This is a genomic window from Citrobacter freundii complex sp. CFNIH9 (genome assembly GCF_002903305.1).
GTDB lineage: Bacteria > Pseudomonadota > Gammaproteobacteria > Enterobacterales > Enterobacteriaceae > Citrobacter > Citrobacter portucalensis.
Window position 1 is genome coordinate 3,304,985 of record NZ_CP026238.1, and the last position, 25,330, is coordinate 3,330,314.

General features: G+C 50.6%; 24 protein-coding genes, 1 pseudogene and 1 riboswitch. Of the genes and pseudogenes, 9 read left to right on the forward strand and 16 right to left on the reverse strand.

Features of this window, described 5'->3' with window-relative positions; all coding sequences use genetic code 11:
- Window positions 1-69: 69 nt before the first annotated feature.
- Complete coding sequence (gene yegS / locus C2U43_RS16985) at window positions 70-969, forward strand: lipid kinase YegS (RefSeq protein WP_048215937.1); 900 nt, start codon at window positions 70-72, stop codon at window positions 967-969.
- A gap of 20 nt (window positions 970-989) precedes the next feature.
- On the opposite strand, the gene fbaB is transcribed toward yegS, so the two are convergent.
- Complete coding sequence (gene fbaB / locus C2U43_RS16990) at window positions 990-2,042, reverse strand: class I fructose-bisphosphate aldolase (RefSeq protein ID WP_003834421.1); 1,053 nt, start codon at window positions 2,040-2,042, stop codon at window positions 990-992.
- A 252-nt stretch (window positions 2,043-2,294) separates the two neighbouring features.
- Between fbaB and C2U43_RS16995 the strand changes: the two genes are divergently transcribed.
- From C2U43_RS16995 to C2U43_RS17005, 3 genes are read left to right on the forward strand one after another with little or no spacing between them, the layout of a single operon-like run.
- Entirely contained in the window at window positions 2,295-3,572 is a 1,278-nt protein-coding gene (locus tag C2U43_RS16995) for a nucleoside permease (protein WP_008785233.1), read from the forward strand.
- Complete coding sequence (locus tag C2U43_RS17000; RefSeq protein ID WP_103285537.1) at window positions 3,569-4,573, forward strand: ADP-ribosylglycohydrolase family protein; 1,005 nt, start codon at window positions 3,569-3,571, stop codon at window positions 4,571-4,573. Before C2U43_RS16995 ends, C2U43_RS17000 begins: the two co-directional genes overlap by 4 nt.
- Entirely contained in the window at window positions 4,570-5,535 is a 966-nt protein-coding gene (locus tag C2U43_RS17005; RefSeq protein ID WP_008785235.1) for a PfkB family carbohydrate kinase, read from the forward strand. Before C2U43_RS17000 ends, C2U43_RS17005 begins: the two co-directional genes overlap by 4 nt.
- On the opposite strand, the gene C2U43_RS17010 is transcribed toward C2U43_RS17005, so the two are convergent.
- From C2U43_RS17010 to thiM, 3 genes are read right to left on the reverse strand one after another with little or no spacing between them, the layout of a single operon-like run.
- Window positions 5,509-6,255, reverse strand: coding sequence for a GntR family transcriptional regulator (locus C2U43_RS17010; RefSeq protein WP_008785236.1), 747 nt, complete (start codon window positions 6,253-6,255; stop codon window positions 5,509-5,511). The two genes, C2U43_RS17005 and C2U43_RS17010, sit on opposite strands and share 27 nt — an antisense overlap.
- 42 nt (window positions 6,256-6,297) lie before the next feature.
- Window positions 6,298-7,098: a bifunctional hydroxymethylpyrimidine kinase/phosphomethylpyrimidine kinase gene (gene thiD, locus C2U43_RS17015; protein ID WP_048234945.1), complete on the reverse strand. Its 801-nt coding sequence runs from the start codon at window positions 7,096-7,098 to the stop codon at window positions 6,298-6,300.
- Window positions 7,095-7,883 (reverse strand): hydroxyethylthiazole kinase, encoded by a 789-nt coding sequence (gene thiM, locus C2U43_RS17020; RefSeq protein ID WP_103285538.1) that lies wholly within the window; start codon window positions 7,881-7,883, stop codon window positions 7,095-7,097. Before thiM ends, thiD begins: the two co-directional genes overlap by 4 nt.
- A 31-nt stretch (window positions 7,884-7,914) precedes the next feature.
- A riboswitch (TPP riboswitch) is annotated at window positions 7,915-8,010 on the reverse strand.
- A 234-nt stretch (window positions 8,011-8,244) separates the two neighbouring features.
- Here thiM and C2U43_RS17025 point away from each other — a divergent pair.
- Complete coding sequence (locus tag C2U43_RS17025; RefSeq protein WP_016150637.1) at window positions 8,245-8,577, forward strand: RcnB family protein; 333 nt, start codon at window positions 8,245-8,247, stop codon at window positions 8,575-8,577.
- A 54-nt stretch (window positions 8,578-8,631) separates the two neighbouring features.
- On the opposite strand, the gene C2U43_RS17030 is transcribed toward C2U43_RS17025, so the two are convergent.
- The 6 genes and pseudogenes from C2U43_RS17030 to apbC all read right to left on the reverse strand — a co-directional run bounded on the left by C2U43_RS17030 (window position 8,632) and on the right by apbC (window position 15,378).
- Complete coding sequence (locus tag C2U43_RS17030) at window positions 8,632-9,642, reverse strand: fimbrial protein (RefSeq protein WP_103285539.1); 1,011 nt, start codon at window positions 9,640-9,642, stop codon at window positions 8,632-8,634.
- An 11-nt stretch (window positions 9,643-9,653) separates the two neighbouring features.
- On the reverse strand, window positions 9,654-12,140 hold the full coding sequence (locus C2U43_RS17035) for a fimbrial biogenesis outer membrane usher protein (RefSeq protein ID WP_103285540.1): 2,487 nt from the start codon (window positions 12,138-12,140) through the stop codon (window positions 9,654-9,656).
- Window positions 12,141-12,153: 13 nt separating this feature from the next.
- A pseudogene (locus tag C2U43_RS17040) lies at window positions 12,154-12,833 on the reverse strand (fimbrial assembly chaperone).
- A gap of 63 nt (window positions 12,834-12,896) precedes the next feature.
- Window positions 12,897-13,436 (reverse strand): fimbrial protein YehD, encoded by a 540-nt coding sequence (gene yehD, locus C2U43_RS17045; protein ID WP_103285541.1) that lies wholly within the window; start codon window positions 13,434-13,436, stop codon window positions 12,897-12,899.
- A 285-nt stretch (window positions 13,437-13,721) separates the two neighbouring features.
- Window positions 13,722-14,003, reverse strand: a complete 282-nt coding sequence (locus C2U43_RS17050) for a DUF2574 family protein (RefSeq protein ID WP_103285542.1) — start codon at window positions 14,001-14,003, stop codon at window positions 13,722-13,724.
- A 265-nt stretch (window positions 14,004-14,268) separates the two neighbouring features.
- Window positions 14,269-15,378, reverse strand: coding sequence for an iron-sulfur cluster carrier protein ApbC (apbC, locus tag C2U43_RS17055; protein WP_003027343.1), 1,110 nt, complete (start codon window positions 15,376-15,378; stop codon window positions 14,269-14,271).
- 164 nt (window positions 15,379-15,542) lie between these two features.
- On the opposite strand from apbC, the gene metG reads away from it, so the two are divergent.
- Together metG and C2U43_RS17065 are read left to right on the forward strand one after the other, a co-directional pair.
- Window positions 15,543-17,576, forward strand: a complete 2,034-nt coding sequence (gene metG / locus C2U43_RS17060; protein WP_048215927.1) for a methionine--tRNA ligase — start codon at window positions 15,543-15,545, stop codon at window positions 17,574-17,576.
- Between the two features lie 205 nt (window positions 17,577-17,781).
- Window positions 17,782-18,240: a YehR family lipoprotein gene (locus C2U43_RS17065; protein ID WP_103285543.1), complete on the forward strand. Its 459-nt coding sequence runs from the start codon at window positions 17,782-17,784 to the stop codon at window positions 18,238-18,240.
- 43 nt (window positions 18,241-18,283) lie between these two features.
- Here C2U43_RS17065 and C2U43_RS17070 read toward each other — a convergent pair whose 3' ends face one another.
- From C2U43_RS17070 to C2U43_RS17080, 3 genes are read right to left on the reverse strand one after another with little or no spacing between them, the layout of a single operon-like run.
- The gene (locus C2U43_RS17070; RefSeq protein WP_103286006.1) at window positions 18,284-18,754 is read right to left on the reverse strand and encodes a DUF1456 family protein; all 471 of its coding nucleotides are present in this window, start codon (window positions 18,752-18,754) and stop codon (window positions 18,284-18,286) included.
- 46 nt (window positions 18,755-18,800) lie between these two features.
- Window positions 18,801-19,520: a two-component system response regulator BtsR gene (gene btsR, locus C2U43_RS17075; protein WP_003840155.1), complete on the reverse strand. Its 720-nt coding sequence runs from the start codon at window positions 19,518-19,520 to the stop codon at window positions 18,801-18,803.
- Window positions 19,517-21,202, reverse strand: a complete 1,686-nt coding sequence (locus C2U43_RS17080; protein ID WP_003834458.1) for a sensor histidine kinase — start codon at window positions 21,200-21,202, stop codon at window positions 19,517-19,519. The genes btsR and C2U43_RS17080 overlap by 4 nt, the downstream gene beginning before the upstream one ends.
- A 225-nt stretch (window positions 21,203-21,427) precedes the next feature.
- On the opposite strand from C2U43_RS17080, the gene mlrA reads away from it, so the two are divergent.
- Both mlrA and C2U43_RS17095 read left to right on the forward strand, forming a co-directional pair.
- Window positions 21,428-22,159: an HTH-type transcriptional regulator MlrA gene (gene mlrA / locus C2U43_RS17085; RefSeq protein ID WP_003027351.1), complete on the forward strand. Its 732-nt coding sequence runs from the start codon at window positions 21,428-21,430 to the stop codon at window positions 22,157-22,159.
- A 259-nt stretch (window positions 22,160-22,418) separates the two neighbouring features.
- A complete protein-coding gene (locus tag C2U43_RS17095) occupies window positions 22,419-22,526 on the forward strand; it encodes a protein YohO (protein WP_003027354.1) in 108 nt (35 codons plus the stop codon).
- Here C2U43_RS17095 and C2U43_RS17100 read toward each other — a convergent pair.
- Genes C2U43_RS17100 through C2U43_RS17110 form a run of 3 tightly spaced genes read right to left on the reverse strand, consistent with a single transcriptional unit; the run spans window position 22,507 to window position 25,328 of the window.
- Entirely contained in the window at window positions 22,507-23,238 is a 732-nt protein-coding gene (locus C2U43_RS17100; RefSeq protein ID WP_060683544.1) for an ABC transporter permease, read from the reverse strand. The genes C2U43_RS17095 and C2U43_RS17100 overlap by 20 nt on opposite strands.
- Window positions 23,222-24,169: an ABC transporter ATP-binding protein gene (locus C2U43_RS17105; RefSeq protein ID WP_032943978.1), complete on the reverse strand. Its 948-nt coding sequence runs from the start codon at window positions 24,167-24,169 to the stop codon at window positions 23,222-23,224. The genes C2U43_RS17100 and C2U43_RS17105 overlap by 17 nt, the downstream gene beginning before the upstream one ends.
- Entirely contained in the window at window positions 24,162-25,328 is a 1,167-nt protein-coding gene (locus C2U43_RS17110; protein ID WP_103286007.1) for an ABC transporter permease, read from the reverse strand. The genes C2U43_RS17105 and C2U43_RS17110 overlap by 8 nt, the downstream gene beginning before the upstream one ends.
- Window positions 25,329-25,330 lie beyond the last annotated feature (2 nt).

Consider the following 25,330-nt stretch of genomic DNA (forward strand, 5'->3'; position numbering starts at 1 on the left):
AGTCAGTTCTTACGCCATAAACGCTTTCCTGGCATACACTTGTTAAAACGAAAAAAGTGAGGCAAACGGATGATAGCGTTCCCTGCCAGTTTACTGATCCTCAATGGAAAAAGTGCTGATAATCTCCCCCTGCGTGATGCCATTGCGAAGCTTCGCGATGAAGGCGTGGAAATCCATGTTCGCGTGACCTGGGAAAAAGGCGATGCCCAACGCTACGTTGATGAAGCTCGTCAGCTAGGCGTTGCTACGGTGATAGCCGGCGGCGGTGACGGCACCATCAACGAAGTTTCGACAGCGCTGATTCAGTCGCAGGGTGGCAATATTCCAGCGCTGGGTATTTTACCGTTGGGAACGGCGAATGACTTTGCCACCAGCGTTGGTATACCCGATGACCTTGATAAGGCGTTAAAGCTGGCTATCGCTGCAAATGCGACTGCAATCGATATGGTGCAGGTCAACGATAAAACGTGTTTTATCAACATGGCGACCGGCGGGTTTGGCACTCGCATCACCACCGAAACGCCGGAAAAACTCAAGGCCGCGCTGGGCGGTGTATCGTATTTTATTCACGGATTAATGCGCATGGATACGCTCAAGCCCGACATCTGTGACATTCGTGGAGAAGATTTTCACTGGCAGGGTAAAGCGTTAGTGATTGGTATCGGTAACGGTCGCCAGGCCGGTGGAGGGCAACAGCTTTGCCCGACGGCGCTGATCAACGACGGTCTGCTGCAACTGCGCATCTTTACCGGCGAAGAACTATTGCCAGGACTGCTTTCGGCGTTAACGCAATCCGAAGACAACCCTAACATTATTGACGGCGCATCGTCGTGGTTTGATATCCGCGCCCCACACGAAATTACCTTTAATCTCGATGGTGAACCACTCAGCGGACAAGAGTTTCATATTGAAATCCTGCCCGCTGCGCTACGTTGCAGACTGCCGCCGGGTTGTCCGCTATTGCGCTAACCCAACGACAATCCGAGGGATCAGGCAATAGTGACTTTGCTGTCCAGATAAACGTCCTGTACGGCGTTAATCAACTTAACGCCGTCGGCCATGGTTTTCTTGAACGCTTTACGCCCCAGAATCAGCCCCATACCACCCGCACGTTTGTTAATAACCGCCGTACGCACTGCATCGCTCAGGTCGGTGTCGCCGCCGGCCGCCCCGCCAGAGTTAATTAACCCGGCACGCCCCATATAACAGTTCGCCAGTTGGTAACGCACCAGGTCAATTGGATTCTCGCTGGTCAACTTGGTATAGACGCGATCGTCGGTATAGCCAAAATTAACCGCTTTATACCCGCCGTTATTTTCCGCCATTTTCTGCTTAACGATATCCGCTCCGATAGTGGCAGCCAGATGGTTAGCCTGCCCGGTAAGATCGGCGGAAACATGGTAATCCACGCCATCTTTTTTAAACGCGGAGTTACGCAGATACGCCCACAGCACGGTAACCATACCCAACTCATGGGCGCGCTCAAACGCTGCTGAAATCTCTTCAATCTGGCGGCGAGATTCCTCAGAACCGAAATAGATGGTTGCCCCTACCGCAACCGCACCCATATTGAACGCCTGCTCTACGCTGGCATACAGCGTCTGGTCAAAGGTATTCGGATAGCTGAGCGTTTCGTTGTGGTTAATTTTAACGAGGAACGGGATACGGTGCGCGTAGCGGCGGGAGACAGAAGCCAGCACACCGTAAGTCGATGCCACGCAGTTGCACCCTGCTTCGATAGCCAACTCCACAATATTCTTCGGATCAAAGTACAGCGGGTTAGCGGCAAACGAAGCCCCAGCAGAATGCTCTACACCCTGATCCACCGGTAGGATCGACAGATACCCTGTCCCGGCAAGTCGCCCCGTGTTATACAGCGTCTGCATATTACGCAGCACGGCAGGCGGCCGGTTGTTATCCACCATCACGCGATCGACGTAATCATGTCCAGGCAGGTAAAGTTGGTCAGAAGGAATGGTCATACAACGATGCTGTAAAAGGCTGTCGGCATCTTTGCCAAGCAACTGCGCAATATCAGTCATAGCTATGCTCCCGTAAGTTCCGGTTTAAAACCGGAATATGGATTGTCCTGACCCGCCTTTTTGCGGGCAGCATTAAGCCTGGTACCGACTGCGCTTTTTTTCCATCTTTAGCGCACTTTTCAGCAACTTCTGCTGGCTCGATTCAGGAAAAAATAATGTTAAGACGGTCAAAGTTTAATCTCAAAGGTATTTTAAAGGTATTATTGAATGATACTATCAGCGCGTACCTTACCTGTCATGAAGGATTTAAAGATGAAAACTACAGTTAAGCTGTCGTTCATGATGTTTGTAGAGTGGTTTATCTGGGGCGCCTGGTTTGTACCACTGTGGCTGTGGCTAAGTAAAAGTGGCTTTAGTGCCGGAGAGATCGGCTGGTCCTACGCCTGCACCGCCATTGCGGCGATCCTGTCGCCCATTCTGGTCGGTTCAATCACTGACCGCTTTTTCTCCGCGCAAAAAGTGCTGGCGGTGTTGATGTTCGTCGGCGCTATTCTGATGTACTTCGCCGCCCAGCAAACCACCTTTAGCGGATTCTTCCCTCTGTTACTGGCCTATTCGTTGACCTATATGCCGACGATTGCACTGACCAACAGTATTGCTTTTGCCAACGTACCGGATGTTGAACGTGATTTCCCGCGCATCCGCGTGATGGGGACCATTGGCTGGATTGCCTCCGGTTTGGCCTGCGGTTTCTTACCGCAAATGCTTGGCTATAACGACATCTCACCCACCAATATTCCCCTGCTTATCACTGCCGGAAGCTCCGCATTATTAGGCGTTTTTGCCTTCTTTTTACCGGATACGCCGCCAAAAAGTACCGGCAAAATGGATTTCAAAGTTATGCTGGGTCTGGATGCGCTGATCCTGCTGCGCGATAAGAACTTCCTCGTCTTCTTCTTTTGCTCTTTCCTGTTTGCGATGCCACTGGCGTTCTATTACATCTTCGCCAACGGCTATCTGACAGAAGTCGGAATGAAAAACGCCACCGGCTGGATGACACTGGGCCAATTCTCTGAAATCTTCTTTATGCTGGCGCTACCGTTTTTCACCAAACGCTTTGGCATTAAAAAGGTATTGTTGCTTGGTCTTATTACTGCGGCGATCCGCTACGGATTTTTCGTTTACGGCGGTGCGGAAGAATATTTCACTTACGCCCTGCTGTTTCTCGGCATTCTGCTGCACGGCGTCAGTTACGACTTCTATTACGTCACGGCTTACATCTATGTCGATAAAAAAGCGCCGGTCCACATGCGCACCGCAGCGCAAGGGCTTATCACCCTCTGCTGTCAGGGGTTCGGCAGCCTGCTCGGTTATCGTCTGGGCGGCGTGATGATGGAAAAAATGTTTGCTTATCAGGAACCGGTTAATGGTCTCACCTTTAACTGGGCTGGCATGTGGGGATTTGGCGCGGTCATGATTGCCGTCATTGCCGTGATGTTTATGATTTTCTTTCGCGAATCAGACAAAGAAATCACCGCCATTAAGGTGGACGATCGCGATGTAGCGTTGAAACAAGGGGAAGTAAAATGAAAGCAGAACGTATTCTCGGTGCTCTTTATGGGCAGGCGTTAGGGGATGCGATGGGTATGCCGTCGGAACTGTGGCCAAGAACCCGGGTTAAAGCACACTTCGGTTGGATCGACCGTTTTTTGCCCGGCCCTGCGGAAAATAATGCCGCCTGCTATTTTAACCAGGCGGAGTTCACTGATGACACGTCCATGGCACTGTGTCTGGCAGATGCCCTGCTTGAGTGCGACGGCGAAATTGTGCCAGACGTTATTGGTCGCAATATTCTGGCCTGGGCCGAGCAGTTTGATGCTTTTAATAAAAACGTGCTCGGCCCGACCTCGAAAATTGCGTTGAAAGCTATTCGTGACGGTAAACCGGTCGCCGAACTGGAAAACAACGGCGTGACCAATGGCGCGGCAATGCGCGTTTCCCCGCTGGGATGCCTGCTGCCCGCCCGCGATCTTGATGCCTTTATCGATGATGTGGCACTGGCCTCCAGCCCAACGCATAAATCGGATCTGGCTATCGCGGGAGCCGTTGTCGTCGCGTGGGCGGTATCGCGCGCCATCGACGGAGGAAAATGGTCAGAGATTGTCGACGCGCTACCTGCCGTTGCCCTGCATGCGCAGCAAAAACGAATCACCACCTTTAGCGCATCGCTTTGTGCACGCCTTGAACTGGCGTTGAAAATCGTCCGTAACGCCGATGGCGTCGAGTCCGCCAGCGAGCAGTTGTATCAGGTTGTGGGGGCAGGAACCAGCACCATTGAGTCCGTGCCTTGCGCTATCGCCATGGTTGAGCTGGCACAGACCGATCCTAACCGCTGCGCCATTTTGTGCGCTAACCTCGGCGGCGATACCGACACCATCGGGGCGATGGCAACTGCCATTTGTGGTGCATTACACGGCGTGAGCGCGATCAACCCAGCATTGAAGCAGGAGTTGGATGCGGTGAATCAGCTGGACTTTACCCACTACGCCAACGGGTTAATGCGACTGCGCGAGCAGCGGGAGGCGCTATGAGCAACACGCATCTGCAACAACTTCTCTCGCAGTTACGTACACAGCGGCCAGTAACGGTGGTGGGTGCGGCGGTGATTGATGTCATTGCCGATGCGTATGCCCTCCCCTGGCGCGGCTGTGACATCGAGCTCAAGCAGCAAGGTGTTAACGTTGGCGGCTGCGCACTCAATATCGCCGTCACGCTTAAGCGTTTAGGTATCGATGCCTGCAATGCTCTACCACTGGGTCAGGGAGTGTGGGCCGACATTATCCGCAACCGGATGGCAAAAGAGGGACTGCACAGCCGGATCGACAATGCCGAAGGCGATAACGGCTGGTGTCTGGCGCTGGTGGAGCCGGATGGCGAGCGTACCTTTATGTCTTTTAGCGGCGTTGAGAATCAGTGGAATGCCGCCTGGCTGGCACAGCTGGATATCCCGCGTCATAGCCTGGTGTATCTTTCGGGTTATCAGCTAGCGTCCCCGTGCGGTGAATTGCTGGTGCAGTGGCTGGAAGGTCTGGAAGAGGTGACACCATTTATCGATTTTGGCCCGCGCATCGGCGACATTCCCGAGCCCTTACTGGCAAGAATTATGGCCTGTCGTCCGCTGGTGTCACTTAATCGTCAGGAGGCGGAAATTGCTGCCGAGCGGTTTGCATTAAGTCAGGATGTGGAAGGTTTTGGCGCAGAATGGGTGCAGCGTTTCACCGCGCCGGTGGTCGTGCGTCACGATAAAGACGGCGCATGGTATTTCAGCGCACAGACATCCGGCTGCGTACCGGCATTTGCAACGGCGGTCGTTGATACTATCGGCGCAGGTGACAGCCACGCTGGCGGCATGCTGGCTGGGCTGGCGTCTGGCTGGACGCTGGCCGACTCAGTGCTGTTAGGTAACGCGGTGGCGTCTTGGGTAGTTGGGCATCGCGGTGGCGATTGCGCCCCGTCACGCGAGGAGCTACTCCTCGCACACAAAAACGTATAGATCGCTACGACAGTAACTGATGCTGTATTCAATAGGCCGTTGCTGCTGGTCAAGCGCTACCTGCTTGATCACCAGTACCGGCACTTTGCTATCCATTTGAATGTGCGCCTGGAACTCTGCGTCAGGCATTCTAGCGCTAACACGTGAGCGCGTGCGCTGCGGGAAAATATGCTGGCTACGAAAATAGTCATACAGCGAAACACCGATGGCATCCACGTCATGAATTAGATGTGCGGGTACCCAGGACTCTTCAATAGAGACTGCGTCTTCGTCAACGTAACGAATGCGTTTGAGCAAGAAGACATCACTCCCTGCGACAACAGCCAACTGCTGTGCCACCTCTTCCGGGCAAGGCACAATTCTTTTGTTAACCCACAACGTATCCGGTTTTTTACCGCGCAACACCACCTGCTGAGAAAAACCGCGCGCTTCTTTAAGCGAATACTCGAAGATATTGTTAATTTGCGTTCCGTAACCGCGGGCACGTGTTACTACACCTTCTTCTTCCAGAGCCTGCATCGCCTTGCGTACCGTAATCCGAGAAACGCCGGTCAACTGGCTGAGGTCGCGCTCGCCGGGCAGGATATTGCCGTGCTCCAGGATCCCACTGCGCACAGCATTCTTCACCGTCTGCGCAAATTTCATATACAGCGGCGTGTTATCCGCCGCTGAAATACGTTCATTCAGTTGTGCGATAAGCTGGGTATGCGCTTGTTCCATTTATCTTTTTCCTGGCCGCCGTTTCTGCAGCCAGTATACCCATTACCACCACGCGTGGAAATGATGCACCGGACCGATTCCTTCGCCAACTTCCAGCGTGTCGGCCTGTGCCAGCGCCGCTGAAAGCCACAGTTTGGCTTCCTGTACGGTATCGGCCCAGTTGTTATGGCGCGGACGCAGGGCTGCCAACGCCGCCGATAGCGTACAACCGGTGCCATGGGTATTTTTGGTCATCACCCTTGGTGCGGTAAAACGCTGCTCACCATCGCGCGTAAAGAGCCAGTCGGGGCTTTGTGCATCATCCAGATGACCGCCCTTCATCAACACTGCCTCGCAGCCCAGCGCCCGTAGCGCCCTTCCCTGCTCTAACATCTCCTGCTCAGTCTGCGCATGCGATGCCCCGAGCAGTGCAGCAGCTTCGGGTAAATTAGGGGTGATAATTGAAACCTGCGGCAGCAAACGGGTACGCAACGTTTCTACCGCCGAGGGCGACAGCAACGGATCGCCGCTTTTCGCCAACATCACCGTGTCCAGCACCACATTTTGTACCCGATGGCGACGTAAACGTTCGGCGACAGCTTCGACAATGTCCGTCTCCGCCAACATACCGATTTTAGTCGTATCAATACGCACATCATTGAACACAGAGTCCAACTGCGCGGCGACAAAATCAGGTTCAATGCGATACACCGACTGCACCCCACGCGTATTTTGCGCCACCAACGCCGTGATAACGGAACAGCCGTAAGCGCCCAGCGCCGAGAAGGTTTTTAAATCAGCCTGAATACCCGCGCCACCGCTTGGGTCGGTTCCGGCGATCGTTAATGCGTTAATCCGTTTCATGCTTGCTCCTGGGCGTTCAGATTATAGAGGGCGTCGAGAAATGCCGGGACAAAGCTGCCCGGTCCGTTTGATTGTTGTGTGGCTATTTGCCCGGCCTGTTTCATCCAGCTACAGGCGGAGGCGACGTTATCAAGTCGGTCACCACGTAAAGCGCAACTGGCCGCAACAACCGCTGATAGCGCGCATCCGGTGCCCACCACGCGAGTCATCAACGGGTCACCACCGTCCACGCAAACGGTACGCTGACCATCGGTGACGTAATCCACTTCGCCGGTAACCACGACAATGGTCCCAATCTGACGAGCCAGCGCCTGCGCTGCCGGAAGCGCAGCGACAGCCGTATCGGTTGTATCCACGCCGCGTCCCCCACCGTTCATGCCGGCCAGAGCAAGTATTTCCGAAGCGTTGCCACGAATAGCCGCAGGCTGTAGTGACAATAATTCCAGGCAGAAGCGGCGGCGAAACTCAAGCGCGCCTACGGCAACGGGATCGAGCGTCCACGGGGTTTTAGCATAATGAGCCTGCTCAACTGCGGCACGCATCGCCGTGGCCCGTTCCCGAGTTAAGGTGCCGACATTAACCAGCAATGCACTGGCAATAGCGGCGAATTGGCTGGCTTCTTCAGGCTCGATCACCATCGCAGGCGATGCGCCCAGCGCCAGTAAGGTATTGGCAGTAAAGCTTTGCACGACCTCATTGGTCATACAGTGTGTGAGCGGGGATAAGGTTCTAAATTGGTGCAAAGTGTGAGCCGCGAGCGCGCGGCTGTGCAGGTCAGGCTGCATGGTTCAGCTCCTGCCCGCGCGAAGAAGGGACACGAGCAGTGTCAGACTTCCCTACGCTGGCATTATCCAGATCAGGTGGTACGGGTATTTCTCAGCCTTTACCAGAAGGGCACCCCGAGTCGTTGAAACACAAACGTAATACGCTGGTTTCAGTAACAGGATACTGCCTGTGCTTAACGATGTAAATTGGCGCACTCCCCACTCCCGCAGTGAAACTACTGGTCAAGGTTGCTGCAATTCTGTACTTTCATTTACACTTTTTACGAAATGACTGGAGTGATCACAAAATAGTGCTTGTCAGACATCCGGTATGCCAGGAATGATACATGACTGATTTTGATGACCCGAAGAGGTAGAGAGGATGGGTATGAAGAATAAAATGTTGCTGGGTGCACTTCTGCTTGCAAGCAGCGTCGTCTGGGCCGCACCAACTGCAACAGCTGCCCCCACCGGTATCGATAAGTATGAACTGAGCAGCTTTATTGCTGACTTCACCCATTTCAAACCCGGTGACAAGGTTCCACCACTGTATCTCACCGAAGAATACACCATTAAACAGTGGAATCTGCGCAACCTGCCCGCACCGACAGCAGGTACCCACTGGACCTACATGGGCGGCGCATATGTGCTGGTCAATGATGCCGATGCTAAGATCATTAAAGCCTACGACGGCGAGATTTTTTATCATCGATAATAAAATAAAAACACGTACTTTCAGCAAGAAAGTACGTGAAATACTGCAAATCAATTAGTCATAAGATACTGCAAATATGACTTTACTTTGTACCTCACCTGGTCGTAAAGATTCTCCTGTCACGCGAACATATTTCGCAGTGATAGGGAAAATGTACTGATTATTGATTGTTTCCAATTTAGCTATTCTGTTCATCAGAGTATCCCCCAGTTTTAGGGGAGTAGTCGCGGTGCCGTTATATATCTGGAACCCCACCCCTTTTGCGCCATTCGTTATCGTATTATTTAGTATTTTCCCGCTTTCATCCCAGTCACCGCGAACCACCTTAAAACTCACGGGATTGGTAGTGACATTGTAAACACTGTTGCAATTTAGTACCAAATTTGTAGACCCTGATTTAGTATTGTTTGCGCTTAACATTTCGTTTAACGTCGTATCCGGCATTTTGATTTCATATGTCGGCTGAGAGAAACGACAGGTTGTTGGTTTGTGTATGACTGTAAACGTCAAATGTTGTGAGTAAGCATTACCACTATTCAATAATCCTAATGCCGAGCAAAACCACCATGCTATAATATTCGAATTACAGGAATTATCAGATAAAAAATTGACTGCGGGCTGAGATAATCCAAACGAGTTCCCATACACTATTTCACCACTATCTGAACTATATGTGGTTGGTGCCACATATGATGCCTCAATAGACATTTTTTTATTATTAATAACATCATTTACCGTGTAATTTTTAGGTGAAAATAAAGACCCATTTGTATCTACTGGAAAACCTGTACCTGTAAGCGTCAATTTAATAAAAATGCTCTTACCAGCAGCGGAGTCCTTCATTTCAACAATATAATCCTTCAAATTTGTTGCATAATACATTTTATCGCCTGTCGAGTTACAGTCGAATGTCCCTTGGAGATTAGGATTGAAACTCACTGTTGTTGAACCCGTGGTCAAATCCAATGTAATTGACTGTGTCGCGCTCGGACTTCCTTTGGGGGTACATTTAGCCTGCCCCAAAAAAGGGAACAACAGTAAAATTAAAAACCAATACTTCTTCATAAACGGATCCCTTATCGGCAAATATAAACTTTATTCTCATCAATTGCCTTATCGAAGGTAATCGTACAGAATTGTCCCTGTTGTTTATTAACTGCGACGCGTACCGAGGTAGGAATATCGTTAGTACGAATAAATAACCGGCTACCCTGCCCCACCAGGCCAACATTATTACCAATATCATCTTCCACTTCATAACCGAACGATAACGGAGAGCCGTCCGGACGCTCAGCAATGAAGAACCAGGGTTTACGCCTATCGGTTTCAAACTCCGTCATCACAACCGCGCCGCGATAAGGCACTGCGCCTTTGCGATTGCCAAGCAAGGCGACATCGCTATTACTGTCGGAAAGATCCAGCACCAGCATATTCTCACGATACGGCGTCAAACTGTCGTAAACCGCGTAACCTTTGCTGTTGGTTGTTAAATAACGATGCCCCTGCACAGCTGCCCCCTGCAATCCAGGCGCTTTGATAATGGCGAATGTATCTGAAAGCCGAGGAGCTAACGCAACACCATCTGACCATACCACTAAACCCCCCTGAATATTGCCGCTGGCCTGTTGATACTTATTCGATTGGCTGTAACTACCGCCTACAGTCGCAACTGGCGCGCGCCAGACCAGGCTACCACCCGCTGTTGTCTCATTCCCCTGTCGTTGGTGACTGAGATTGGCACCATAGCTGAATTGATTGCGATTACCCGCCACCCCGCTTAAGCTGGTGTTGTTCGATTGATAACCATCGTCATCAAACGTCGTTGAGTTAGAGACAAACAGATCGCGTCGAGGAGTTGAAATACCGTCACCCCACGAGAACGGGATGGAGATATACAGGTTAAAACGTTTATCCTCGTGGTTGTCCTCATCATAGGTCTGGCTGACGGACAAGGTATAGCTGACACGCTGCCAGGCGTTCGAGTAGCTCAGCTGATAATCTTTGCCGGTTCCACTGCGCTGCCAGTAGTCGCGCCACAGGCCGCTGACGGCCAAGGATCCCCAGTTTTCGGGTAATACTTGATTGATATTCAGCGAAAAGCTGTTCTTTCGGCCAAAGTCATTTTGATAGTAGTCTGCAACGTCATAAACATCATTTTCATCGCGGTCATAGTGATTTTTGTTATTCGCCCATACGTAGTCATTAAAGGTACGATAATCCCGCGAGGAGTAACGAAAAGCTGCCAGCGCAAACTGCGTGCCGGTCTGTGCGACATACTTGTTCCACGCAACCTGATAGCTCTGGCCATCAAATACATCGCCATTGTCTTGCTCGCTATGCGATCGCGTGACATCTACCGATACCGCGCCAATGGGTGTATTCCAGCCGGTCCCGAGTACAAACGAGGTATAGTTTTGTGACAGCATTGTACCGCCATAGACCGTTAGCAGATTGTTCAAGCCATACTGATAGCTGCCTTGTAGGAAATCATACTGATTGCCAGCCCCCTCAATATGACTGCGCCCCGCAGCAAAATCATATTTCGATACGCCCGACTGCAGCATATTCGGCACAGATGAATAAGGCACCAGATAATGAGATACCGAACCGTCGGCCTCTTTCACGCTCACATCTAAGTCCGCACCGCCGCCGGCGAGTTGCAGATCATCAATTGCAAATGGGCCTGGAGGAACTTCTTTCTGGTAAATAACAAAGCCGTTTTGTTCGATGGTTACCAGCGCGTTGCTCTGGGCGATCCCACGTACTACAGGGGTAAAGTTCTGTTTTGAGTTCGGTAACATTTGCATATCGCGCCAGATACGCACACCACGAAAACGTACCGCATCAAAGATATCCGACCCGGTGTACATATCCCCGGTACGTAGCGTGCCAAGTATTTGCGGGATACCTCGCTCCATATATAGCGTGTTGCTTTTCCAATTGCCGCTGCCCTCATTGCCTTTCGTGTAGTTAGCATTTGAGTGCAACTGCCACCCTAGCAAGTTCAACCCGCTATTCAGGTTCACATAGCTACTTTTATCATCACCACCGTGTTTATAGCTACTGTAATACTGACTGGCGTAATAAGAGGTATAAAAAGCATTAACCCCGCGATCCCAGGTTTCAGGCGGCATATATCCCGGTTCATATTCAACCACAAATGCCTGAGGCACGCTTAAATTCAGAATAAATTGCCCAATATCATAACCAATACTGCCGCCCTGCACTGCTTCACGTAGCGGCACACAATCTTCTTTTTTATCCGTTTTAATGTTATTGGTACGAATACCAATTTGCTGTAATTGCGCCCAGGATAAACATGTCGCATCAGGGTCTGCTTTGATATTAATATCGTATCGACCACGCCACTGATTGTTAAGATAAACATCCATTTCATATATGCCCGGCATTGGCTTATCACCATCAATTTGATAGCGAGAGATTTTCTCACCGTTCAAACCGCCGATCATAAAGTGGGTATCAAATGTGTCTTCTTCAGCCGATGCGGATGAAGTGACCAACACCGACAGGATTGCCAATGTAATAGAATTTATCTTTGACATGATCAGTCCTTGACTATTTTTCCGTTTTTATTTTTTCACTCAAGTAGTTTCCGTGATCATCAATAAGAGTGACCTTGTAATGATTAACAACAGCAGCAGTGATAACTTTTTATCTGACCACGGAGCAAGTAACACTGTCTCACTATTTATTTTAGAGTTACCTACTAATTCAGGAATAGTTATCCAGTTGGCTGAATTATTTTTAATATTAATACCACCACTGACGTAACTGACGCTTAGGCGAGAGAAGCTATTTTCATCTACACCAGTGATACCTTGTGGACGATATATAAATTTGATGCGATTCTGCATGGCGAATTTAATCATATTCTTTCCTTCTGATTCCGCAGAATTAGGAGGAATATCCAGAACGTTAAGAAAAAAAAGGCTTTCACGATCTTTTGGCAGCGTATTTGCCAATTGCTTAATTTTTAATTGTTGACCGGAACCTCCGCTGACTTTAGCTACAGGAGGGGTCATCACAAATGGCACCTGAATTTTTTCTGGTGGCAGACTGGTATCTCCGTCGTCTATCCAGGATTGAACCAGTGAACTGCGGCTACCTTCATTCATTAACTGCACTGTAATTTCTTTTTTTTGTGCCGGATAAATTACACGCGTGCCGTAAATGTAAACCCCTCCCCAAGCAGGCAATACTGTGCCAGCCAATAATAATGCTAATATTTTTTTCATTATAATTATCCTTACTGCGGGAATAATCGGCGGCAAGAGCCGCCGACAAACAGGATAGTAATCTTAATCTGTAACAACGGTCATCGTCAGCGAAGAGGCCACGTCACCAGCGGTGACAGCGGCGGCACCAATTCTTGCATAACGTGCGCTAAAGTTGAGCGTATATTTATTGTCTGAAGTTTTAGTTAACTCAATACCTGTATCGGGGTTAACCTGTTTAGTAAAGTCATCACCATAGTAAACGGAGAAGCCAGCACCATTATTTGCGGCAGTATTTCGTGTAATATATTTATTAGAACTATCAAATTGAGAACTGGAGAAAGTAATTTTCGGTGCTTTATCCCCCGTACATTCAACAGTTAATGGCACAGTAGTCTTATTTGAATATCCTTCATAAACACCACCAGCATCTAAGTTATTTAATCTGTCAGCACCAATTTGGTTCATGCCGATGGTTGCAGTGGTATCACCCGTAAATTTACAGGTTGTTCCAACTACCTTACCAGTAATAATCAATTCACCCTGATCGGTATCCGCAGCAAAAGCCCCAGCGCTCATAAACACAGCAGACAACACAGCAGCAGAAATAATTGAACGTTTCATAGTATCTTCCTTAATCAAGTAATTTCTATTTATTAAGAGTTGTTATCTCTTGAAATTAAATTCGCACAACAAAAACGTTATCGCAATGTGAACGCGTTGTTTTGTTGATTTAAAACAAGTTACTAATTGCAATATAATTGCAACAAATAAGTGAAGATAAACACTATTTATATATTTAATAAATTAGCGTTATTAATTGTCGTTTTTTATTTGTTAGAGAAATAGAAAAGCACTCATCATTCATATAAATGATGAGTGCTTAATATCAACGCTGAGATTCTTAGTCTAATCGTAACGGTTTAACACTATCTGTCGCAGAGAATCCCCTGGTACAGAAACGATCTCGGTCACGACGCCCTTCGCTGGAACAGGATCCACATGACTGACATTTGAAAGATGAAGAGATTGACCACATTTCTGTTGAACGTTGTTATTCACGACGTCAGCACTACAGGTTGGTTCAACGACTCGCCCACTGATTGTTAAGGTCGCAGTATCGGAAGCAAAGGTAGGGGCGCTCATTCCATAAGTCAGAGCTATAATTCCCATCAGTAAACTTTTTTTCATTTTAATCGTTATTCCTGTGGTTAGCATCAAATAGCATACAGAGGACCTGTTCAGCAGATTATGGGCATAACACCCTATTTGAACCAATTGAAATTGTAGATTAATGAGATAGATTTGATCAATTATAATGATGCATCGAGGTGATTTATTCGGAAAAAGGCATGAATTATAAACGCAGAGTGAACAATATCGTAAGATTTTTAAATTTAATATATTCACCGCATCAATAATACATTGATGCGGTGAATATCTGTAACGCTATAAATTACACCGCGCGGAAGGCAATCTCGCCCGGAATAACCTCTCCCTGCCAGTAGAGCTGTGCAGCCACTCGTCCTGCCAGGTCGCGGTAAATAGCAGTAAATTCGCTATCAGGACGGCTAATCACCGTCGGCGTACCACGATCGAGGTCCTCACGCAGAGAAATATGCAGTGGCATCTGTCCCAGCAGTTGAGTGTGATACTGCTCGGCCAACTTCTGTGCCCCACCGGTACCGAAGATCGGTTCATGGTGACCGCAGTTGCTGCAAATATGCATACTCATATTCTCAACAATACCCAGTACCGGCACTTCGACTTTTTCGAACATCACGATGCCCTTTTTCGCATCGATCAGCGCGATGTCCTGCGGCGTAGTGACAACAACTGCGCCCGTTACCGGAATGTTCTGCGCCAGCGTCAGCTGGATGTCACCGGTGCCCGGCGGCATATCCAGTACCAGATAATCAAGATCCGGCCATAAGGTTTCCTGCAACATCTGCAGCAGCGCTTTGCTGGCCATCGGGCCGCGCCATACCATCGCGTTATCGTCAGTGACCAGATAACCAATGGAGTTCGTTGCCAGACCATGAGACATGATCGGTGCCATGTGGGTACCATCTGGCGAGGTTGGACGCTGGTTTTCCGCGCCAAGCATTGTCGGGATAGACGGACCATAAATATCGGCGTCCAGAATCCCTACCTTCGCCCCTTCTGCAGCCAGCGCCAGCGCCAGGTTCACGGCGGTAGAGGATTTACCCACGCCACCTTTACCTGAACTGACGGCGATGATGTTTTTCACACCATTAATACCCGGCTGGTTTTTCACGCGTTTCAGCGTCGCGATGTTATGCGACAGTTTCCAGTCGATCGCTTTCGCACCGGTAATACGCAGCAGATCGGCGCTACATTGCTCTTTTAAGTCCTCAAACGCGCTATGCCAGACAAACGGCATGACCAGCTCAACGTGCAACGTGTCATCCATCCAGGCGACGTGGTGCAACGCTTTAAGCGTCGTCAGATTATGCTTCAGGGTTGAATGCTGAAAATTCGCCAGCGTCCCGGCAACCATGGCGCGCAGGGTCTCTGGTGATTTGGCCTGGGATTGTGCGTTCATCCCGACTCCTTTTTGTTGTTCTGAATATACAATAGTCACCAGGTAGTTTACTCCAACCGCAACAATTATTCATTTACGGATAAATGCCCTTATCGCTTGGCGCAGTAATTACCATTTTGGTACTATCAAAGCCCTTTTCACTACAAAAGAAGTAATTGCCCACTATGACTCAAGTCGCGAAGAAAATTCTGGTAACGTGCGCGCTGCCGTACGCCAACGGCTCAATCCACCTCGGCCATATGCTGGAGCACATCCAGGCTGATGTCTGGGTCCGTTACCAGCGAATGCGCGGCCACCAGGTTAACTTCATCTGCGCGGACGACGCACACGGTACGCCAATCATGCTGAAAGCACAGCAGCTTGGGATCACGCCAGAGCAGATGATCGGTGAAATGAGTCAGGAGCATCAGACTGATTTTGCAGGTTTTGACATCAGCTATGACAACTACCACTCGACGCACAGCGAAGAGAACCGTGAGTTGTCTGAGCTGATTTATACTCGCCTGAAGGAGAACGGTTTTATTAAGAACCGTACAATCTCCCAGCTTTACGATCCGGAAAAAGGCATGTTCCTGCCGGACCGTTTTGTTAAAGGCACCTGCCCGAAATGTAAGTCTCCGGATCAGTACGGCGATAACTGTGAAGTCTGCGGCGCAACCTACAGCCCGACCGAACTTATCGAGCCGAAATCCGTCGTGTCTGGCGCAACGCCGGTGATGCGTGACTCCGAACACTTCTTCTTTGATCTGCCGTCATTTAGCGAAATGCTGCAGGCGTGGACGCGCAGCGGCGCGTTACAGGAGCAGGTCGCCAACAAAATGCAGGAATGGTTCGAATCCGGCCTGCAACAGTGGGATATCTCTCGCGATTCCCCGTACTTCGGTTTTGAAATCCCGAATGCGCCTGGCAAGTACTTCTATGTCTGGCTGGACGCGCCAATTGGCTATATGGGTTCATTCAAAAACCTGTGCGATAAGCGCGGTGACACCACCAGTTTTGACGAGTACTGGAAGAAAGATTCTGACGCCGAGCTGTATCACTTCATCGGTAAAGATATCGTTTACTTCCACAGTCTGTTCTGGCCTGCCATGCTGGAAGGCAGCAACTTCCGTAAGCCGACCAACCTGTTTGTACACGGTTATGTGACGGTGAACGGCGCGAAGATGTCCAAATCTCGCGGCACCTTCATTAAGGCCAGCACCTGGCTGAAGCACTTCGATGCCGACAGCTTGCGCTACTACTACACCGCGAAGCTTTCTTCACGTATTGATGACATCGACCTGAACCTGGAAGACTTTGTCCAGCGCGTTAACGCCGATATCGTCAACAAAGTAGTCAACCTGGCATCCCGTAACGCTGGCTTTATTGCTAAGCGTTTTGACGGCATTCTGGCGGCTGAGCTGGCCGACCCGGCGCTGTATAAAACCTTCACCGACGCCGCAGCGGTGATTGGCGAAGCATGGGAAAGCCGTGAATTTGGTAAAGCTATCCGTGAAATCATGGCGCTGGCCGACGTGGCAAACCGCTACGTTGACGAACAGGCACCGTGGGTCGTAGCTAAACAGGAAGGCCGCGATGCCGACCTGCAGGCGATCTGCTCCATGGGTATCAACCTGTTCCGCGTGCTGATGACCTACCTGAAACCGGTTCTGCCAACGCTTGCTGAACGTGTTGAAGCTTTCCTGAACAGCGAACTGAGCTGGGATGCCATTGAGCAGCCACTGCTCGGCCACAAGGTCAACACCTTTAAAGCGCTCTACAATCGCATCGACATGAAACAAGTTGAAGCGCTGGTTGAGGCGTCGAAAGAAGAAGTGAAAGCAGCTGCTGCACCGGTTACCGGCCCGCTGGCTGATGACCCGATTCAGGAAACCATCACCTTTGACGATTTCGCCAAAGTTGACCTGCGTGTAGCGCTGATTGAAAACGCCGAGTTCGTGGAAGGTTCCGACAAACTGCTGCGTCTGACGCTGGATCTCGGTGGTGAGAAACGTAACGTCTTCTCTGGTATTCGTTCTGCGTATCCAGATCCGCAGGTCCTGATTGGCCGCCAGACCATTATGGTTGCCAACCTGGCACCACGTAAGATGCGCTTCGGCATTTCCGAAGGGATGGTGATGGCCGCAGGTCCTGGCGGGAAAGATATCTTCCTGTTAAGCCCTGACGAAGGTGCAAAACCAGGCCAACAGGTGAAGTAAATCAAACATCTCAAGCGCTGCAACCGCAGCGCTTTTTTTTGCTACGCAAGTGCTTCCTCTAATCTTAACCCCTGCTCCATTTTCGGACTGCTTCGTTGTTAATATTAGATTTATTCTATACTGCTCTGGTATCAAGGTAGTCCGGGCTCACCAGATTCGTGGACGTTATTATTTAACATCCGATATTCATGAAATGGAGTTTTACATGAAAGCGTTACAAAAATTATTTTCTCTCGCCGTGGCATCGATTGTGGTTTTTTCCCTGGCGGGATGTGGTGATAAAGAAGAGACAAAAACATTCAATGCCAACATTAATGGTTCTGATATCACCGTCTCTTACACCTATAAAGGTGATAAGGTCCTGAAGCAAATCTCCGAAAGTAAAATTAGCTATGCGTCAGTCGGTGCCAGCAATAAAGAGGAAGCAGAAAAAGTATTCGACGCATTAAGCGCCAAATATCAGAACATTACTGGCATAGAAGAAAAACTCACCTATTCAGATACCTACGCGCAAGAAAATGTCACTATCGATATGGAAAAAGTTGATATAAAAGCGTTGCAGGCCATTTCAGGGATGAAGCTATCTGAAAACGCCGATAAAAACATCAGCATGAAGCAAATGCAAACGGTAATGGAATCGGCGGGTTTTAAAGAAGTGAAGTAAACCATCGGCGACCCGATTTTAATCGGCGTCGCCCATTTTTTCTTTATGGCTTCGCGTTATGTACCCGTGATGTCAAACCACGCAGAAAATAACGCAGGAACTGATCGCCGCATTCGCGATAGTTCTTATGATCAGGTGCACGCATCATGGCGGTAATTTCCGGCATCGACACACGGAATTTCTGCTCGGTCATAATAGCCAGAATATCGTCGGTTTTCAGCGAAAAGGCGATACGCAGCTTTTTCAGCACCGTATTGCTATTAACACGACGCTCCAGCGCCAGTTCCGGTGCAGAATCATCTTTACCACGCAGATGATAAATCAGGCCGTTTAAAAAACCGGAGAGAATGATATCCGGGCAACGAACAAACCCAGCTTCATCTTCTTTTGTCATCCAGGTATCGAAACCTGCGGAGGTGGATTCCATGTCAGCAAGCGCAAGAATACGCACCATGTCGTTATTGTTCGCTTTCAGGGTGTAGCGCAGGCTACGAAGAATATCGTTACTTAGCATAGAGCCTTCAACTGTCGGTGATGCAATGGCGCGCAGTGTATCAGTTTTACAGTCCAATCGCCTCTTTTAGACTTTTAAGATAACGACGACTCACCGGAACGGTCAGTCCGTTACGCAAAATCAGTTCCGCCTGACCGTTGTCTTCCAGACGGATCTCCTGCAATTGCGCCATATTTACCAGATATTGCCGATGACAACGCAGCAGAGGAGTACGGCTCTCCAGCGTCCTGAGCGTCAACTCAGTGAAGCCTTCTTTACCATCGCTGCTCGTCACATACACACCACTCATGCGACTGCTGATAAACGCCACATCATCCATTTGCAGCAAATAGATCCGGCTATGGCCGCTGCACGGAATAAACTTCAGTGCCTGCTGATTTTCTGGCAGCAGTGATACATCCTGCTTGGTACGCTCCTGACGCAAACGGATCAGCGTTTTTTCCAGCCGTGCTTCTTCAATCGGCTTGAGCAGATAATCAAACGCATGTTCTTCGAAGGCTTTCACCGCATACTCATCAAAGGCGGTCAGAAAAACAATGTACGGACGATGCTCGGGATCAAGCATGCCAACCATTTCCAGGCCGCTGATTCGCGGCATCTGAATATCAAGGAACAGAACATCCGGACGCAATTTATGCACCGCGCCAATGGCTTCCACCGCATTCGAACATTCACCGACAATCTCGATGTCGCTTTGCTCTTGCAACAGGATCCGCAGATTCTCCCGGGCTAACGGTTCGTCATCGACAATCAGCACTTTGATCATGCCAGTTCCTCCAGAGGAAGTCGTAAAGTGATTCGAGTAAAGCGGTCAGGTTCACACGCTACGCTGATGCCAAAATCATCGCCAAACCGCTCACGCAGTCGTTTATCGACCAGATTCATACCCAGTCCACTGGCTTCTGAGGTTGGCTGATACAGCCCGGCATTGTCTTCAATATCCAGCATCAGATATTGCCCTTCGCGACGGGCGGTGATCGATACTTCACCGGTATCCAGTAACTGAGAAGTACCGTGTTTAATGGCATTCTCCACGATGGGTTGCAGAGTAAAGGCGGGTAATTGCTGATGCGAAAGTTCTTCTGGCACCGTCAAGGTCACCTGAAGACGCGACTGGAATCGTGCCTTCTCAATTTGCAGATAAGCATTAACGTGTTCAATTTCATCGGCCAGCGTCACAATTTCCGACGGGCGTTTTAAATTTTTACGAAAGAACGTCGACAGATACTGCACCAGTTGGCTGGCCTGCTCGCTATCGCGTCGGATCACAGCTTTGATGGTGTTGAGTGCATTAAACAGAAAATGGGGATTGACCTGGGCGTGCAGGAGTTTTATTTCCGACTGCGTGAGCATCGCTTTTTGCCGCTCATACTGCCCGGCCAGAATCTGTGCCGAAAGCAGTTGGGCGATCCCTTCCCCCAGCGTACGGTTGATCGAACTAAAGAGGCGGTTTTTGGCTTCATACAGTTTGATGGTCCCCATTACCCGCTGGTTTTCACCTCGCAGGGGGATCACCAGCGTCGAGCCTAATTTGCATTGCGGGTGCAAAGAGCAACGGTAAGGAACTTCATTCCCATCGGCATACACCACCTCTCCGGTTTCAATCGCGCGTTGGGTATATGACGATGAAATAGGTTTGCCGGGTAGATGGTGATCGTCACCAATACCGGTAAATGCCAGCAGTTTCTCACGATCGGTAATCGCCACCGCACCGATATCCAGCTCTTCATACAGCACCTGAGCAACCTTCATGCTGTTAACCTCATTGAACCCCTGGCGTAAAATACCTTCCGTTGAGGCGGCAACTTTGAGTGCTGTGGCGGAAAAAGCGGAGGTATATTTTTCAAACATCGCGCGTTTATCGAGCAAAATACGCATAAACAAGGCGGCGCCCACGGTATTGGTTACCATCATAGGCGCGGCAATATTGCTGACCAACCGAAACGCATCGTCAAACGGACGGGCAATTAATAAGATGATCAGCATCTGCACCAGTTCGGCGACAAAGGTAATCGCCCCCGCAGTCAGCGGACTAAAGACTTTATCGGTACGACCACGACGGGTGAGCACGCTGTGCACCAGCCCGCCTAGCAACCCTTCCACAATGGTCGAGATCATGCAGCTAAGCGCTGTCATCCCACCCATCGAATAACGATGCAAACCGCCGGTAAGACCAACTAAACCACCGACCACAGGGCCGCCAAGCAGCCCGCCCATCACCGCGCCTATAGCGCGAGTGTTGGCAATAGAATCATCAATGTGCAGCCCGAAATAGGTACCTAAAATGCAGAAAATGGAAAAAGTAACATAGCAAAGCAGTTTGTGCGGGAGTCGGATAGTCACCTGCATCAGCGGGATAAACAAACGCGTTTTGCTCATGAGCCACGCGATAACGAGGAACACACACATCTGCTGAAGCAGCAGCAACACCAGATTAAACTCGTACATACCCGCCAACCACACATCACTTAAAAGCGCGTAACATACATGGGCTGCGTGTAACTTTCTTTGAAGTGTTGCAAAAAAAGACGAATTTGTGAGAACGATCACTCGAAAGCGCGAGCATGGTTACAAATTCACCCATTCATAGATCAAAAAACAGACAAAACTACCTGGTTCGCAAAAGAGCGTCTAAAGTAAAACTGGGACCTCGCGAGCAAGAGTGAGACGACGATGGCGCTTTACACAATAGGTGAAGTGGCTTTGCTTTGTGATATCAACCCTGTCACTTTACGCGCGTGGCAGAGGCGTTACGGATTACTTAAACCGCAGCGGACAGACGGCGGGCATCGCCTGTTTAACGATGCGGATATCGACCGGATCCGCGAGATAAAACGCTGGATAAACAACGGTGTTCAGGTCAGCAAGGTTAAAATGTTGCTCAGCAATGAGAGCATTGATGTGCATAACGGTTGGCGTGAACAACAAGAGACGCTGTTGAGCTATTTGCAAAGTAATAATCTGCATAGCCTCAGACTGTGGATCAAAGAGCGCGGCCAGGATTATCCCGCACAAACGCTCAACACCCATTTGTTCATTCCGCTGCGCCGACGTCTGCAATGCCAACAGCCGATCCTGCAGGCGTTACTGGGGATCCTCGACGGCGTACTGATCAACTACATCGCAATTTGTCTGGCTTCGGCGCGTAAGAAACAGGGGAAAGATGCTCTGGTGGTTGGCTGGAACATTCAGGATACGACCCGTTTATGGCTGGAAGGTTGGGTCGCCAGCCAGCAGGGATGGCGCATTGACGTCCTTGCCCATTCGCTGAACCAACTGCGACCGGAGCTGTTTGAAGGTCGCACCTTGCTTGTCTGGTGCGGCGAGAACCAAACGCCCGCTCAGCAGCAACAGCTGAACGAATGGCGCGCGTTGGGTCACGATATTTATCCACTCGGTATTTAGAGCCTGGCCCATTAGGGCTATTTTGCTTGCCATTTCGAACCTGGGCAGTGCTCAGACAACACTCAGAGAGTTTTGAACGCCCTTTAGGGCGGCCCGGAGGGTGAGCGTAGCGAATAATCCTCACGTACTACGTGTACGCTCCGGTTCTTCCGCGCTGGCCGTGTTCAAACTGTCTGCGCCAATAACGCCTAATGATCCAGGCTCTTAATATTCTATTAACAAACGTGTACAATCCTTGGATTCACATAAGGAGTGCATAATGAGCGCAGCTAAAATCGGTGTTATCACCCTCTTTCTGCTAATGGCTATCGGCGGTATCGGCGGCGTCATGCTGGCAGGCTACACATTCATTTTACGTGCCGGGTAAGGCGGCTCGCTAATCGCTCAAACCCGCGGTCAACAATTACCGCCGCCAGCGCGACCAGCAGCGCTCCCTGAATCACATAGGCGGTATTGAACCCACTCAGCCCGATAATAATCGGCGTACCCAGTGTGTTCGCCCCAACGGTTGAGGCGATGGTTGCGGTGCCGATATTAATAATCACCGACGTGCGAATCCCGGCCAGAATCACCGGGGCCGCCAGCGGCAACTCGACTTTACGCAGCCGCTGCCCCTGACTCATTCCCATTCCGCTGGCAATATCCATCACGCTGGGTGAAATTCCGCCGAGTCCCGCCAGTGTTGCCTGCAAGATCGGTAATACGCCATACAGGATCAACGCGATAATTGCCGGTTCAGGACCAAATCCCATCACCGGTACAGCTATCGCCAACACCGCAACTGGCGGAAAGGTCTGCCCCACGGCGGCAATGGTTTCCACCATCGGCCGGAATTCCGCGCCCCAGGGTCGGGTTACCGCTATACCGGCCCCGGTGCCAATAAGTACGGCAATCAGGCTTGAAATCCCCACCAGGCCAAAATGGCTCAGTGCCAGCGCCGCAAAACTTTCCTGCTGATACACGGGACGCGGTAGCGCCGGAAATAGCGCACTGAACAAGGCCTGACTATGAGGCAACCCAACTAACAGGACCAGAAACAGAACAATAAGCCATAACAACGGATCAGCAAGACGTTTCACGGGTCGGCATCTCCGAAAGCAAATCACGAAAATGAAGCGTCCCGCAGGACAACCCCTGCGGGGTCACGACCGGCAAGACGTCGCAACCGCGCGCTACGAACACCGACAACGCATCACGCAGCGTCATTTCATCTACCAACGGTTCACCGGCTGTGTGTTCACCGCGACGGATAAAATCCCCTACCGTGCGAAGCGACAGTAGACGTACGCCCAGTTCACTACGGCCAAAGAATGTTTGCACGAATTCGTTCGCCGGTGCTGTCAGCATCGACAGCGGCGTGCCTTGCTGCACTACCTTTCCTGCATCCATCAGAACCAGATGCTCCGCCAGCCTTAGCGCCTCGTCGATATCATGCGTCACCAGCACAATGGTACGCCCGAGCAGACGATGAATACGCGTCATCTCCTGCTGCAGCGCACCGCGGGTGACCGGATCCAGCGCGCCAAAAGGCTCATCCATCAGCAGTACCTGCGGATCTGCCGCCAGGGCACGCGCCACTCCGACCCGCTGCTGTTGCCCGCCAGACAGCTGATGCGGGTAACGATGGCGCAAACTTTCCTCAAGACCCAGCAGCGCCATCAGTTCGTCTGTTCGGTCATCAATACGTGAACGCGACCACTTTTGTAGCTGCGGCACCGTGGCGATGTTCTGCGCGACGGTCCAGTGGGGAAACAAGCCAATAGACTGAATCGCGTATCCCATGCGCCGCCTTAACTCCAGTACCGGTAGGCTGCGGATCTCTTCCCCGGCAAAGCGAATCTGTCCGCTGTCATGTTCAACCAGCCGATTGATCATTTTCAGCGTGGTGGATTTCCCGGAACCTGACGTGCCAATTAACACCGAAAAGCTGCCCTCCCCCAACCGCAGATTAAGGTCGTCAACGGCTTTTTGCTGGCCATAGGTTTTACTGACATGGCGAAATTCAATCATTATTCGATACCTCTAGCAGCGCGAGCCCTAAATCAAACAGCGCATCAATCAATACCGCCAGTACCACAACCGGGATCACGCCCAGCAACACTAAATCGACGGCGCTACTGAGCAATCCCTGAAAGACCAGCGCGCCAAATCCCCCTGCGCCAATCAGTGCAGCAATCACCGCCATTCCCACCGTTTGCACCATCACTACCCGTAAACTGCGCAAGAAGACTGGCAATGCCAGCGGGAACTGCACCGAGACAAACCGCTGGAAAGTGTTCATCCCCATCGCTCGGGCGCTTTCCAGTACATCCTGCGGCACCTGATTCAACCCAGCCACAACGCCACGTACCAGCGGTAACAGCGCATACAGCACTAACGCAATAAGCGCAGGCGTCAGGCCGGTCCCGGCGACGCCGAGCGAACCCAACAAAGGAAAGTGCTTCACCAACCCGGCAAGGGGCGCAATTAACAGGCCAAACAGCGCGACTGAGGGAATGGTTTGGATGATATTCAGTACCGCAAAAACCGGCCCCTGACGGGAGACAGAGAAAGCACACCAGATGCCCAACGGCACACCAATAAGCAGCGCGGGCACCACGGTAGCGAACAGAATTGTCAGATGCTGCGCCAGGGCGTCGTTGAAGACATCCTGACGGTTGGCATATTCTTTAAGCAGGGATAGATCGTTAAACGTGCCGGAGAACAAAAGCACCAGCGGAAAAATAAACATTTGCGCGTGCAACAGCCAACGCCATGATGCCAGCTCAGTTATGCGACGAATGGCGTCACTGGCGGCCAGCAACATTAGTCCTAGCCCCAACCAGAACCCGCTGCCCAGGCTGGTTCTGGCCAGTGGACTTCCCGTCTGGGCCAGATACGTTGCCGTTGTTCCTGCGGTTACCAGCGCTGCAATAACCAGCAACTGGCTAATAACAAGCGTCAATATATTGCCGGGCTTTCCCGGTACAAAGCACAGAAGAAACAGCAGCAAACAGGCTACTGCTAATCCCCACGCCATGTCGGGCCGGATATCCCAGAGTTGGCGCCCCTCACCAGAGACCAGGCGATTAGGCGCATAGCTAATGAAAGGCAGCGCTGCCGCCGCGAAGGTAAGAAGTACCAGTAACAACAGCACCCGATTAACTGAAATCTTTGACAAAACACCCACCT